We start from the raw sequence: 13,205 nt of genomic DNA, 5'->3' as shown, positions 1-13,205 counted from the left end.
CCTTATTCTCGTCACAAAGCCGATGAAAATCGCAAATGTTGAGAGAAAATTCGCGTATCCGCTTCGCAGAGCTGGGCGCAAAACAGGGTTGTATGATGATCCGACGCTATTTTCAGAAATCAATCGCCCGCACCGCCATCGCCGCCGCGGCGACTGCCGCGATGATGCTGGGCGGGGCGGCGCCGGCCATGGCGGGCGGCGGCTATGTTTCGGCCGGATATTCCAGCGGCTATTATGGCGGCGGATATTCTGCAGCAAGTTACAAGGGGCACGGTCATCGGCGTTATCATCGCCATCGCCGCCACGGGCATCGCGGCGGCGGCGGTAAAGCGGCTGCAATTGCGCTTGGCGTTATCGGCGGCGCGATCATTCTCAATGAGCTTTCGGAAGACCGGGAAAGAGACCGGTATTATCGCGACCGGTATTATGACGGTTATGCCAATGGGCGACGCGACGCGAACGCCGAGCGTTATTGGTCTGACGGCTATTATGACCGCGCTTATAACGACCGTTATGACGAAGATTACGCGAATGACGGTTACGCTTATGACGGCGATCAACGTGACGATGTGTATGACGGCGTCTATGACGATGATGTCTACACTGACGATACGCTGGATGACCGGCTTGCCGGCGGTCCGGATGAGCAGCGCAATTATACAGCTGCGCCGCCCCGCGTTCCGGTTGGCGCCGCCTATGATGCTTGTCTGCGTCAAGCGCGCAACGCGCTCGGCGAGCGGGGTTTTGTAGTCACCGCGCCGTATCGGCCTGAAACCGTGGAGGCGCGCGGCGACTCCTGGCTGATGACCGCGACGGTAACAGCGCAACGGGGGCCGGACCGCTGGTCGCGGGCGATGTCCTGCGAAGCGAACGGCGCGCGCGTCTTCCGTATGGAACTCATATAGGCGATTGCTGTTTATATGAGTGACCGGTATTGCGCCCGCGCGACAGGCGTTGACTTTTTGTGGTTCCGCGATATCGCGAAACATTATCCAAAGTTAAAAATAAACTGAGCAAATGTCAGTGAGCATGTGTTCATGCACTCTCAAATGATGTCATAATTTTTTGTTCAAGTTTACTGTATCGCGCTTTTTTCAAAGGTTTCTTCTGCAGGCCGCGACGATTTGGCTGCAAATCGAAAATGATCAGCCGTCATTGATGATAGGATGTTTTTTCTGGGGCGGTCCGCGAGAAAATTACCCGGTCGCCATAATGAGTGAGCGCTCACTACGGGTGGCATTGGTGATTTGCGGTACTTGTTATCCCCCGATGACCTTTCCTCCACCGCCTACTCATTTTGAGCCGGGTGCGCCGGTTTGGCGCGTGACGGATCGCCGGGCGGCTGATATGAACCGCGCATGATCAGCAGTCTCATAATATTCGTTACGGGCACAATTCGAATTACTAGCCCGGACCGGCGCGCGGCGAGCCTCTCCAAGGCTTGACAAAGGCGCCCGGGACCGGGCCTTGCTCACCCTTCAGGAAAACAACGTTCAATAGAAGAGATTTGACGATGCCAAAAGCATCAGACGGGGCGTCGAATGACGCTGGCGGCAAGCCGGACCAAGGCCGCGATTACAAGGATACGCTGTTCCTTCCCCAAACCGATTTTCCCATGCGCGCCGGACTGCCCAAGCGGGAACCGGAATGGCTCGCCCGCTGGGCGCAAATGAATCTCTACAAGCGGCTCAGGGAATCTGCGGCGGGCCGGGAAAAATATATTCTCCATGACGGCCCGCCTTACGCGAACGGTCATTTGCACATGGGCCACGCGTTCAACAAGGTTTTGAAAGATTTCGTCGTGCGTTCGCGGCAGATGGCGGGATACGATTCCAACTATGTGCCGGGCTGGGATTGTCACGGCCTGCCGATTGAGTGGCAGGTGGAGAAAGAATTCGCATCGAAAGGCAAAGCCAAGCGCGACGTGCCGGTGACCGAATTCCGAAAAGCCTGCCGCGATTATGCCGACAAATGGGTGGACATCCAGCGCGAGGAATTCAAGCGCTATGGTGTTGAGGGCGACTGGGACGATCCGTATACGACGATGGCGTTCAGCGCAGAGGCCGCTATCGTAGGCGAATTTTTGAAATTTGTGGAAAAGGGCGTCGTCTATCGCGGATCGAAGCCGGTGATGTGGTCGCCGGTTGAACAGACCGCGCTCGCCGAAGCGGAAATTGAATATCACGATCACCAGTCAACGACGATCTGGGTGAAGTTACCCTTGCTCAGCGGCGATTTCAAAGACGCTCATGTCGTTATCTGGACGACGACGCCCTGGACGATACCAGGCAACCGCGCGATCTGTTACGGGCCGCGCATGTCCTACGGGCTATATGAAGTGGTCGCCATGAAAAGCGATCTTGGCTTCGAGCCATGGTCAAAGCCGGGCGACAGGCTGATCCTTTCCGATGCGCTTGCGGACGATGTGCGTGAGGCGGGGCTGATCGCGGAGTGGAAGCGCGTAACCGACGTACCTGCCGATGCGCTGAAGGGCGCCATGTGCGCGCATCCTCTGAAAGGCTATGGCGGCGGCTATGAATTCGACGTCCCCCTGCTTGCCGGCGATCACGTCACCGACGAAGCGGGCACGGGCTTTGTGCACACAGCGCCGGGACACGGCGCAGAAGATTATATCGCGTGGGTCTCCGCATTCGGCATGGAAGCGGAAATTCCGCATACGGTGGATGCGTTCGGCGCCTATACGGATGAGGCGCCGGGCTTTGAGGGCGCGAAAGTACTGGTTACTGAAGGCAAGAAAAAGGGTAAGGACGGCGACGCCAACAAGCGCGTCATCGAAGCGTTGATTGAACACGGGAAATTGCTGGCGCGCGGGCGCCTTGTTCACTCTTATCCCCATTCATGGCGGTCAAAGGCGCCGGTGATATTCCGCAACACGCCGCAGTGGTTCATACGCCTCGGACAGGCGGGCGAGGGCGGTCTTCGCGACACGGCGCTGAAAGCCATCGACGACACGCAATTTACACCGGCGTCCGGAAAGAACCGCATCCGCGCCATGGTGGAAGGCCGGCCCGACTGGCTGGTGTCGCGCCAACGCGCCTGGGGCGTGCCGATCGCAGTGTTCGCCGACAAGGACGGCGTTCCCTTGAATGATCCGAAGGTTAATCAGCGCATCATCGACGCTGTGCGCGAACGCGGCGCCGATGCGTGGTTCGATACGCCGGCGCAAGACTTCCTCGGCGACGACTATTCTTCGAATGAATATGAGAAGGTCGAGGATATTCTTGATGTCTGGTTTGATTCCGGATCGACGCACGCCTTTTGCCTTGAAGGCCGCGACGATCTGAAATGGCCGGCGGATTTATATCTCGAGGGTTCCGACCAGCATCGCGGCTGGTTCCAGTCGTCGCTTCTGGAAAGCTGCGGCACGCGCGGGCGCGCGCCCTATGATGCGGTCTTGACCCATGGTTTCGTACTCGACGATCAGGGCCGCAAGATGTCGAAATCCATTGGAAATGTGGTCGATCCAGCGGAGATCATCCAGCAATATGGCGCGGACATCTTGCGCATCTGGACGGCGAGTTCGGATTACTCCGAAGATCTGCGCATCGGCAAAGAGATCATCGGCTCTGCGGTGGACGCCTACCGCAAACTCAGAAACACCCTGCGCTATCTGCTTGGCGCGCTGGCGGATTTTTCCGACGATGAGCGTGTGGCGCCCGCCGATATGCCGGAGCTGGAGCGCTATATTCTCCATCGCCTCGCCGTGCTCGATGAAGACGTGCGCGCAGGTTACGAGAAATTCGACTTCAAGGGCGTGTGGCGCAAGTGCATCGACTTTGCTTCGCTGGAACTCTCGGCGTTTTATCTCGACGTGCGCAAGGATTCCCTTTACTGCGACCGGCCGGACGATCCGCGCCGGCGCGCTGCGCGCACTGTCATGGCGCATGTGTTTGACCGTCTGGCGACGTGGCTCGCGCCGGTGTGTGTCTTTACCATGGAAGAGGCGTGGCTGGCGCGCTATCCGTCTGCGGACGATTCTGTGCATTTGCAGCTCTTCCCGGAAACGCCTGGCGATTGGCGCGATGACGCGCTTGGCGCCAAATGGCGGAAAATCCGCGAAGTGCGCCGCGTGGTTACGGGCGCGCTGGAAGTGGAGCGCCGGGAAAAGCGGATCGGCGCCAGCTTACAGGCCGCGCCCATCGTGCACGTGGCGGACGCCGAACTTCTGAAGGCCTATGACGGGCTTGATGCGGCGGAGCTGTTCATCACCTCCGGGGCCACGCTTTCTGACAAGCCCGCGCCGGATGGCGCGTTCCGGCTGGAAGGCGAAACCTCGGCCGTCGCTGTCGTTTCCGCCGAGGCGGCGGGGCAAAAATGCAGCCGATGCTGGCGCATTCTTGACGAGGTCGGCGCCCATGAATCTAGCGATGACCTGTGCGAGCGTTGCATTGACGCTGTCGACGCTGCGGATAAAAGAAGCGCCGCATGAGTGAAACACAAACTTACAGACACCGGATCAATGAGTGGTGGTCGACTGCGCGTCAAAATAAACTGTTCTGGCGCGGTCTCCTTGGCGCGGCCGTTGTCATTATCATCGATCAGGCGTCGAAACTGTGGATCGTCCACGGCCTCGGGTTGCCGGAAATCGGACGCATCGAGATTTCGGGGATTTTCGATCTCACTTACGTCGAAAATCGGGGCGCCAGTTTCGGCATGTTGTCGGGCATGCGCTGGCTGTTATCGGTAATTTCCGTCGGCGTTGCACTGGCGCTCGCCGTTTGGCTAGGGAGGCTCAACCGGCCGATTGCGGCGATTGGCGTTTCCTTCATTATCGGGGGCGCGCTCGGCAATCTTTATGACCGGCTCGCCTATGGCTATGTCGTCGATTTTCTTGATTTTTCAGGACTTGCCTTCCCCTGGGTGTTCAATGTCGCCGATACGGCGATCAATGTCGGAATCGCCTTTTTGCTGCTGGATGCGTGGAATACGCGCGATCACGACGAAACCGCATAATCCGCTTTGCGTCAGCGCGTGCGCATGCGTATAGTGCGCGCCGAAATGACGGGGCGGCGCGCGAAAAAGGTTGGAGTGATACTGTTATGATGAAGGCTTCTGCATTTCGGTTTGCGGGCGCAATGGCGGCGATATCGGTAATGACCGCAGGTTGCGGCATCGGCAAGGCGGTCGGCGCCGGCAAAAACGCACCTGATGAATTCGCGATTGCGACGAAAGCGCCGCTGGTTGTGCCCCCTGATTATGGTTTGCAGCCTCCGCGTCCGGGCGAATCGCGTCCGCAGGAATTATCGTCATCCGAACGCGCCCAGCAGGTGCTGGTGGGCGATACGACGGCGGCGCCGCCAACTGCAGGCGAACAAATGCTGCTGCGCAAGGCCGGCGCGTTCGGCGCCGACAATTCGATCCGCGTATTGTTGGCGGCTGAAAATGGCGGCCGCGCTGAAAAAGATCGCAGCCTCGCCAATCAGCTCATGTTCTGGCAATTCAACGACGGCAAGGTTGACGATTCTGCTGCGCCATTGCGTGTTGAAAATACGGAAGAATGGATGGAAGCGCGCGAGCGCGCCATCAAGGCTGTTCTGGGCGAGGAAGCGCAAGTCAAGATTGAGCAATCCGACGGTTTGAAACTGCCAGGCGTATTTTAAACGAAAATTGAACGGTTCAAAGGTTTGGAGGGCCGCCCCAACCGAGGCGGCCTTTGTCATTGTCAGCGGCCGTTTCCGGGTTTGCGTGAGCGCCCTGCAATTGCGATAATCACCCATGGCGAATCGCGCGGAAAAAATTACGGAAAATCAAATCAGAATTCACCGGCTGCCGCCGGACGCGGTCAACCGCATCGCCGCCGGCGAAGTGATTGAGCGCCCGGCTGCTGTCGTCAAGGAACTGGTCGAAAATGCGCTCGACGCCGGCGCTGCGCGCATCGATGTTGAAATTGAACATGGCGGCAAAACGCGCCTCGTCGTGACGGATGACGGTTGCGGGATGAGCAGGCGCGACCTCCTGCTCGCGGTGGAACGCCACGCGACATCAAAACTCACGCCCGGCGCCGATGGCGATTATGATCTGATGAATATCGCCACAATGGGCTTTCGCGGCGAAGCGCTGCCGTCGATTGGCGCAGTCGCGCGGCTTTCCATCACAACACGGGAAAACGGGGGCGAGGCGCACCATCTGCGCGTGGAGGGCGGCGCGCTGGAAGGACCGGCGCCGGCGGCGTTCGGCGGTCATGGCGCACGCATTGAGGTGCGCGATCTTTTTTACGCGACGCCCGCCCGGCTGAAATTTTTAAAATCCGATCAGGCTGAGACGACGGCGATCGGCGAAACCGTACGCCGCCTGGCCATGGCCCGCCAGGACGTCGCTTTCACGCTTCTCTCCTCCGGCCGCAAGATCGTGAACCTTTCCGCTGAAACATTGAGCGAAGACGGCCGTCTGAAACGGCTCGCCGCCATCATGGGCCGGGAATTCGGCGAGAACGCGCTGGCGATCCACGCCGAGCGGGAGGGCGCGCGCGTCACCGGTTTTGCTGGCCTGCCAACGTTCAATCGCGGTTTGCCGGACAAACAGTTTTTGTTCGTCAACGGACGGCCTGTGCGCGACCGGCTTGTTGTGGGCGCCGTGCGCGGCGCCTATGCGGACTTTCTGGCGCGCGATAGACATCCGGCCGTGGCGCTTTTCCTCGACATTCCCGCCGCACTGGTGGACGTCAATGTGCACCCGGCGAAAACGGAAGTGCGCTTTCGCAACGCCGCCGAAGTCCGCGGCCTTCTGGTCGGCGCCCTGCGGCATGCGCTGGCGGAAGCCGGCCACCGCGCCTCGACGACGACAAGCGCCTATGCGCTCGGAAAAATGTCGGCGCAGTCGGGCGGACCGGTAACGCCGCTGCATTCTCATTATCGTCCTTCGCTCGCGGCTAACCCTTATATTCGCGACGCCTTTTCGCCGGCGGCCGGATTGAACGACCGTCAGTCCGCTTTCGAGAATGTGGACCGGCCGAGCGCGCGGGCTGAAGCCTCGCCGGATGAAGATGCGATATCCGCTGAACGCCCGCTTGGCGCGGCGCGCGCCCAGATGCACGAAACTTATATCGTCTCGCAGACAACTGACGGCCTTGTCATTGTCGATCAGCATGCGGCGCATGAGCGGCTGGTGTATGAAAAGATGAAATCAGCGCTTTCCGGCGGCGCTGTTGGCGGGCAGGGCCTTTTGCTGCCCGAGGTTGTCGATCTCGCAAGCGACGAAGCTGACCGGCTTGAAAAACGTTTTGATGAATTCGCCGAGCTTGGTCTCGTGATGGAGCGTTTCGGGGAAGACGCCGTAATGGTGCGCGAAACGCCCGCCATGCTTGGCGAGGTTGATATTAAAGGGCTGGTCCATGCGCTGGCTGACGATCTGTCCTCCATGGGCGAAACGCTGGCGCTGAAGGAACGTCTGGAAGAGGTGTGCTCCTCCATGGCGTGCCATGGCTCGATCCGCGCCGGCCGGCGTATGACTGCTGATGAAATGAACGCGCTTTTGCGCCAGATGGAGGCGACGCCCCATTCCGGCCAGTGCAATCACGGCCGCCCGACTTACGTGGAACTGAAACTTGCCGACATCGAACGGCTGTTCGGACGTCGTTAGCCGGCGCGAATGTGCTAACGCGCGGCCCAGTCAAGCGCGTCGTCCAGCCGGTCATCGCCCCAGAACAATTCTTCGCCGACGGTAAAGCTCGGCGCGCCGAAAATTTTCAGGGCTTTTGCCCGTTCGACATCCGCGCGCAGCCGCTGTTTGTTTTCCGGCGATGTGGCCGCGCCCAGGATATCGCCGGGAACGCCCGCCTTGACGGCAATATCGACGAGCGTCTGAGGGTCGGAGATATCGCGGCCCTCTTCAAATTCAGCAATAAACACGCTTTTGCAAAACTCACGGCCGGCGTCGCCGTCCAGCGCGATCAGCGCCATTCGGGCGGCGAGCACCGTATGTTGAGGGAAATCGCGCGCGTCGTTCGCGCCTGGCTTATAAAAGGGCCGGCCCAGTTTTTCGGCCCGCCTTTCAACGTCGCGCCACATATATTCGCCTTTGATGGGATAAACCCTGAACGGCGATGTGTTCCAGCCATGAAGCGCAAAAATCGGACCTAACAAAATCGGCCGCCATGACACGCTTACGTTCTTCGCCGCGGCTGCTTCCTCAATCCGGACTGCGGTGAGATAGGAATAGGTCGAGGCGAAATCGAACCAGAATTCAACCGGCTGCGGCATGGAAACCTCTCTTTATGCAGCTGCGTTGCGTGAGGGTGGGGCGCGCTATAGTTTGCATCCGAATCGCGAAGAGATGAAGTATGATCTGCATGTTGTCGCCATTGGCGATAGGCGTTGTTGTACTGACGCTGAATGAAAATAAAGAAAGCCGGTAATGTCGGACTATAAATATACGCCGCTTGATGAACTGGGCGATTATGTCTCCCGCAGCGACGATGAAATGGCGTCGCGCGCGGAGGCTTTTTTCGAGGATATGAAACGCCGGCATACGATTCGGGATTTTACCGATGAGCCCGTGCCGCGCCAACTCATCGAAAAATGTATTGAGACGGCGGGCCGCGCGCCCTCCGGCGCCAATCACCAGCCATGGTTTTTCGGGCTTGTGGGCGATCCTGGCGTCAAGCGGGATATTCGTCTCGCTGCGGAAGAAGAAGAGCGCGCTTTTTATCAGGGGCGCGCCGGCGATGAATGGCTCGAAGCGCTTGATCCGCTCGGCACCGGCCCGGAAAAACCGTTTCTTGAAACGGCGCCGTGGCTGATCGCTGTTTTCGCCCAGCGGCGTGGCGGCGTTGAAGCCGGCATGGATAAGAAGAACTACTATCTGCATGAAAGCGTCGGCATCGCCTGCGGCTTCCTGATTGCCGCGTTACATCAGGCGGGGCTGGCGACGCTGACCCATACGCCAAACCCAATGACGTTCCTGACGAAAAAGCTCGATCGTCCGGCGACGGAGAAACCCTATCTCCTCATCGTTACAGGCCGCGCGCAAAAAGACGCGCCAATCCCGCATCATTCCATGATTAAAAAGCCATTGGACGATATTCTGAAAGTTTATTAATCCCTCATCCGCCTGCGTCGTTTTCAACTTTCATGCGAAGGCAAATCAGACTAGCGTTTTTTCAAGGCTGATTCGGCCGCTATAGTCTGCGGACTTTTTTCGCGGAAAACGGCCTGGCGCGGGAAAAAGGAACGGCAAGATGGGCATTGTAAAAGAGTTTCAGGAATTCGCCGTCAAGGGTAATGTCGTCGATATGGCGGTGGGCATTATTATCGGCGGCGCTTTTGGAACAATCGTAAAGTCACTCGTTGATGATATTATTATGCCGCCGATCGGCAAGATGATGGGCAATATCGATTTCTCCGACCTCTTCATCAATCTGACGGATATTCAGTATGAAAGTCTTGCCGCCGCGCGCGAGGCGGGCGCCCCCGTGATTGCTTACGGCTCATTCATCAACAATGTCATTTCATTTCTCATCGTCGCCTGGGCCGTGTTCCTGCTGGTCAAGGGCGTCAACAATCTCAAGAAAAGAGCCGAAGCCGCGCCGGAAGCGGCGCCAACGCCGGTTGAACCGCCAAAGGAACAGGTGCTGCTGGCGGAAATTCGCGACGCCATCAAATCGCGCGGCGTATAACAGAACCCCAAACGACCCCACCCCAGTGAGTAAAAGCCCGGTCCTCGCGTTATCGAGGGCCGGGTTTTTTATTGGAGTTGTCCCTTATCGCCGCGCCGTCTATACGCCATGGCTTTGCAGCCATATGTACGTCTCATGACTCCGCTTAAAAACATCCGCAATTTCTCCATCGTCGCCCATATCGATCATGGCAAGTCGACGCTCGCCGACCGTCTCATTCAGGTTACGGGCGGGCTCTCCGACCGCGAGATGAAGGAGCAGGTGCTGGACTCCATGGAACTGGAGCGCGAGCGCGGCATCACCATCAAAGCCCAGACCGTGCGCCTTAATTACAAGGCGAAAGACGGCGAGGACTATGTCCTGAACCTCATCGATACGCCGGGGCATGTGGATTTCACCTATGAGGTCTCGCGCTCGCTGTCGGCGTGCGAGGGTGCGCTTCTGGTGGTGGACGCCAGTCAGGGCGTCGAGGCGCAGACGCTCGCCAACGTCTATCAGGCGATTGATGTGGATCTCGAAATCGTGCCCGTCCTCAACAAGGTCGATCTCCCCGCCGCCGAGCCGGACCGCGTCAAGGCGCAGATCGAGGACGTGATCGGCATCGAAGCGGCGGACGCACTGGAAATTTCCGCCAAGACGGGGCTCGGCGTGCCGGACGTCCTGGAGGCGATCGTCACCAAACTGCCAGCGCCCGGCGGCGACGAGACCGCGCCGCTGAAAGCGCTGCTGGTTGATTCCTGGTACGATCCGTATCTTGGCGTCGTCGTGCTCGTGCGCGTCGTTGACGGCGTTATGAAAAAGGGCATGCGGGTTCGCATGATGGGCGCGAAAGCCGTCTACACTGTCGATCAGGTGGGCGTCTCGACGCCGAAGAAAACGCCGGTCGACGCGCTGGGACCGGGCGAGATCGGGTATCTCACGGCGTCGATCAAAGAGGTTGCGGACACCGCCGTGGGCGACACCATCACCGACGACCGGCGGCCCTGCGACAAGGCGCTTCCCGGCTTCAAGCCATCCGTACCCGTTGTATTTTGCGGCATCTTCCCTGTGGACGCCAACGACTTCGAGGACTTGCGCGACGCCATGAGCAAGCTGCGCCTCAATGACGCCAGTTTCGAATTCGAGATGGAAACTTCTGCCGCGCTCGGCTTCGGGTTTCGTTGCGGGTTTCTCGGCCTGTTGCATCTGGAGATTATTCGCGAGCGGCTGGAGCGTGAATTTAATCTCGATCTTATCACCACGGCGCCAAGCGTTGTTTACGATATTCACCTTACGGATGGCTCGGTAAGCGAACTGCACAACCCGGCGGATATGCCGGACCCGGCGCGCATCGATCATATGGAAGAGCCCTGGATCAAGGCGACGATCATGGCGCCGGACGATTATCTTGGCGGCATCCTGAAACTTTGTGAGGAACGGCGCGGCGTCCAGCAGGATCTGACCTATGCGGGCTCACGCGCCATGGTGGTTTATGAATTGCCGCTGAACGAGGTGGTGTTTGACTTTTACGACCGGCTGAAATCTGTGTCGAAAGGCTACGCCAGTTTCGATTACCAGATCCTCGATCATCGCCCCGGCGATCTCGTGAAAATGCAGATACTTGTCAATGACGAACCGGTGGACGCGCTGTCTATTATCGTTCACCGCGACAAGGCGCAGTCGCGCGGGCGCGCCATGTGCGAGAAGCTGAAGGATTTGATCCCGCGCCATATGTTCAAGATCCCGATCCAGGCGGCGATCGGCGGGCGCGTCATTGCGCGCGAAACAATTGCGGCCTTGCGCAAAGACGTCACTGCGAAATGCTATGGCGGCGACGCGACGCGCAAACGCAAGCTTTTGGAAAAACAAAAAGAAGGGAAGAAAAAGATGCGCCAGTTCGGCCGCGTCGAAATTCCTCAGGAAGCGTTCATCAAGGCGCTGAAGATCGATAGCTAGCGCTTTATTCCAAATTTGCGTTCTACAATTTTTGTCGAATGATATTATTGTTTTTGAAGGCGGTGGTTCGCGACTACTCCGCGCGCTTCACATATTCCAGCGTTTCGGTGTTGACGATAATCTTTTCGCCCACAGTCATGTAAGGCGGGATCATGATCCGCAGGCCGTTGTCAGCCATGGCGGGTTTATACGACGAGGACGCCGTCTGGCCTTTCACTGTCGGTTCGGTTTCCACGACCTCCAGTGTGACATGCTCCGGCATCTGCACGCCAATGGCGCGGCCTTCATGGCTTTCGACCACGACGGCCATGCCGTCCTGCAGAAACGCCACGCGCTCGCCGATCATGTCCTTGTGGATGTTGATCTGCTCGTAGCTTTCCGCGTCCATAAAGACCAGCATGTCGCCTTCGGCGTAAAGATAGGTGTGGTCCTTCTGTTCAAGGCGCACGCGCTCGACGGTTTCCGAAGCGCGGAAACGCTCATTCAGTTTCGAACCGGTCTCGAGGTTTTTCAGCTCCACCTGCGCATAGGCCGGGCCCTTGCCGGGTTTGACAGCATTGGTTTTGACCGCGACCCATAAGCCGTTCTGATGCTGAATGACGTTGCCGGGGCGGATCTCGTTGCCGTTGATTTTCATATTGCGCGCTCGCCAGAGACTTTAATTGATTTCGCGCCGCTCTAGCAGGCGGGCGGTCGTCAGGCAAGTTGCGGGCGCGCCGCGCGCATTAACTCGCCAGCCGCTCCATTTCCTCGTCGGAAATGTCGTAGTTGGCGTAGACGTTCTGCACATCATCGCAATCGTCGAGCGAGTCGATGAGTTTCATCAGTGTCGCGGCTTTTTCGCCTTCAATTTCAATCGTGTTTTGCGGGCGCCATGTCGGCTTGGCTGTAGCGGCCTCGCCGAATTTTTTCTCAAGCGCGCTGCTGACTTCCGCAAGCTGATCGAAGGCGCAATATATTTCATGCGTTTCGTCAGAGGACTGTGCATCTTCGGCGCCGGCCTCGATAGCGGCCTCCAGCATTTCCTCTTCGCTGGCGACGTTCGCCGGATATTCGACGTAACCCATCAGGTCAAACATGAAAGAGACAGACCCGGTCTCGCCAAGGTTCCCGCCATTCTTTGAGAAAATCGAGCGCACTTCGCTGGCGGCGCGGTTGCGGTTATCCGTCAGCGCCTCGACAATCACGCCGACGCCGGCGGGCCCGAAACCTTCATAACGAATTTCCTCGAAATTCGATTCATCCGCGCTCGTCGATTTTTTGATGGCGCGGTCGATATTGTCCTTGGGCATGGACTGGGCTTTCGCCGCCTGAATGGCGAGGCGCAAACGCGGGTTAAATTCAGGGTCCGGCGCGCCCATTTTCGCCGCCACCGTAATCTCTTTTGACAGTTTCGAGAACATTTTGGAGCGCTTGGCGTCCTGGCGGCCTTTGCGATGCTGAATATTCGCCCATTTACTGTGCCCGGCCATGGGTTCACCCTTTTACAATCTGAACGGAAAGGCGACTGTTATGGCGCTCGGCGATGAAATTTCAAGGCCCCGCAAGGTTTTGCAGTATTGTTTCGCGCCAAAACCTTGACCCGCCCGCCGCGATTCCGCCAAAGCTGCCCCGCGTATGAGAGCGCGCGCACGGA

11 protein-coding genes are annotated in these 13,205 nt (G+C 58.4%); 8 read left to right on the top strand and 3 right to left on the bottom strand.

Annotated elements, in window-relative coordinates; all coding sequences use genetic code 11:
* Positions 1-95: 95 nt before the first annotated feature.
* The 5 genes from ACQK2Q_RS13680 to mutL all read left to right on the top strand — a co-directional run bounded on the left by ACQK2Q_RS13680 (position 96) and on the right by mutL (position 7,599).
* Positions 96-905, top strand: a complete 810-nt coding sequence (locus ACQK2Q_RS13680) for a hypothetical protein (RefSeq protein WP_425410298.1) — start codon at positions 96-98, stop codon at positions 903-905.
* A gap of 608 nt (positions 906-1,513) precedes the next feature.
* A complete protein-coding gene (ileS, locus tag ACQK2Q_RS13675) occupies positions 1,514-4,450 on the top strand; it encodes an isoleucine--tRNA ligase (protein ID WP_425410297.1) in 2,937 nt (978 codons plus the stop codon).
* Positions 4,447-4,974: a signal peptidase II gene (gene lspA, locus ACQK2Q_RS13670; RefSeq protein WP_425410296.1), complete on the top strand. Its 528-nt coding sequence runs from the start codon at positions 4,447-4,449 to the stop codon at positions 4,972-4,974. The genes ileS and lspA overlap by 4 nt, the downstream gene beginning before the upstream one ends.
* An 86-nt stretch (positions 4,975-5,060) precedes the next feature.
* The gene (locus ACQK2Q_RS13665; RefSeq protein WP_425410295.1) at positions 5,061-5,621 is read left to right on the top strand and encodes a DUF3035 domain-containing protein; all 561 of its coding nucleotides are present in this window, start codon (positions 5,061-5,063) and stop codon (positions 5,619-5,621) included.
* Positions 5,622-5,772: 151 nt separating this feature from the next.
* On the top strand, positions 5,773-7,599 hold the full coding sequence (gene mutL, locus ACQK2Q_RS13660) for a DNA mismatch repair endonuclease MutL (RefSeq protein ID WP_425411166.1): 1,827 nt from the start codon (positions 5,773-5,775) through the stop codon (positions 7,597-7,599).
* 14 nt (positions 7,600-7,613) lie between these two features.
* On the opposite strand, the gene ACQK2Q_RS13655 is transcribed toward mutL, so the two are convergent.
* Positions 7,614-8,219 (bottom strand): 2-hydroxychromene-2-carboxylate isomerase, encoded by a 606-nt coding sequence (locus ACQK2Q_RS13655; protein WP_425410294.1) that lies wholly within the window; start codon positions 8,217-8,219, stop codon positions 7,614-7,616.
* A gap of 154 nt (positions 8,220-8,373) precedes the next feature.
* On the opposite strand from ACQK2Q_RS13655, the gene ACQK2Q_RS13650 reads away from it, so the two are divergent.
* From ACQK2Q_RS13650 to lepA, 3 genes are all read left to right on the top strand, one after another.
* On the top strand, positions 8,374-9,057 hold the full coding sequence (locus ACQK2Q_RS13650; protein WP_425410293.1) for a nitroreductase family protein: 684 nt from the start codon (positions 8,374-8,376) through the stop codon (positions 9,055-9,057).
* A 139-nt stretch (positions 9,058-9,196) separates the two neighbouring features.
* Positions 9,197-9,634 carry a large conductance mechanosensitive channel protein MscL gene (gene mscL, locus ACQK2Q_RS13645; RefSeq protein WP_425410292.1) on the top strand — a complete coding sequence of 146 codons (438 nt, stop codon included), beginning with the start codon at positions 9,197-9,199 and terminating at the stop codon, positions 9,632-9,634.
* Between the two features lie 108 nt (positions 9,635-9,742).
* On the top strand, positions 9,743-11,569 hold the full coding sequence (gene lepA / locus ACQK2Q_RS13640; protein ID WP_425410291.1) for a translation elongation factor 4: 1,827 nt from the start codon (positions 9,743-9,745) through the stop codon (positions 11,567-11,569).
* Positions 11,570-11,642: 73 nt separating this feature from the next.
* On the opposite strand, the gene efp is transcribed toward lepA, so the two are convergent.
* Both efp and ACQK2Q_RS13630 read right to left on the bottom strand, forming a co-directional pair.
* The gene (gene efp, locus ACQK2Q_RS13635) at positions 11,643-12,206 is read right to left on the bottom strand and encodes an elongation factor P (RefSeq protein WP_425410290.1); all 564 of its coding nucleotides are present in this window, start codon (positions 12,204-12,206) and stop codon (positions 11,643-11,645) included.
* An 88-nt stretch (positions 12,207-12,294) separates the two neighbouring features.
* Complete coding sequence (locus ACQK2Q_RS13630; RefSeq protein WP_425410289.1) at positions 12,295-13,041, bottom strand: YebC/PmpR family DNA-binding transcriptional regulator; 747 nt, start codon at positions 13,039-13,041, stop codon at positions 12,295-12,297.
* Between the last annotated feature and the right edge of the window lie 164 nt (positions 13,042-13,205).

Origin of the sequence: Hyphococcus sp., assembly GCF_965228385.1 — a bacterium.
Classification (GTDB): domain Bacteria; phylum Pseudomonadota; class Alphaproteobacteria; order Caulobacterales; family Parvularculaceae; genus Hyphococcus.
This window is presented reverse-complemented; position numbering and strand designations above follow the sequence as displayed.

Coding starts and splice junctions, on each gene's coding strand:
- ACQK2Q_RS13680 (WP_425410298.1), top strand. CDS start 96: ATGATCCGACGCTATTTTCAGAAATCAATCGCCCGCACCGCCATCGCC.
- ileS (WP_425410297.1), top strand. CDS start 1,514: ATGCCAAAAGCATCAGACGGGGCGTCGAATGACGCTGGCGGCAAGCCG.
- lspA (WP_425410296.1), top strand. CDS start 4,447: ATGAGTGAAACACAAACTTACAGACACCGGATCAATGAGTGGTGGTCG.
- ACQK2Q_RS13665 (WP_425410295.1), top strand. CDS start 5,061: ATGATGAAGGCTTCTGCATTTCGGTTTGCGGGCGCAATGGCGGCGATA.
- ACQK2Q_RS13655 (WP_425410294.1), bottom strand. CDS start 8,219: ATGCCGCAGCCGGTTGAATTCTGGTTCGATTTCGCCTCGACCTATTCC.
- ACQK2Q_RS13650 (WP_425410293.1), top strand. CDS start 8,374: ATGTCGGACTATAAATATACGCCGCTTGATGAACTGGGCGATTATGTC.
- mscL (WP_425410292.1), top strand. CDS start 9,197: ATGGGCATTGTAAAAGAGTTTCAGGAATTCGCCGTCAAGGGTAATGTC.
- lepA (WP_425410291.1), top strand. CDS start 9,743: ATGGCTTTGCAGCCATATGTACGTCTCATGACTCCGCTTAAAAACATC.
- efp (WP_425410290.1), bottom strand. CDS start 12,206: ATGAAAATCAACGGCAACGAGATCCGCCCCGGCAACGTCATTCAGCAT.
- ACQK2Q_RS13630 (WP_425410289.1), bottom strand. CDS start 13,041: ATGGCCGGGCACAGTAAATGGGCGAATATTCAGCATCGCAAAGGCCGC.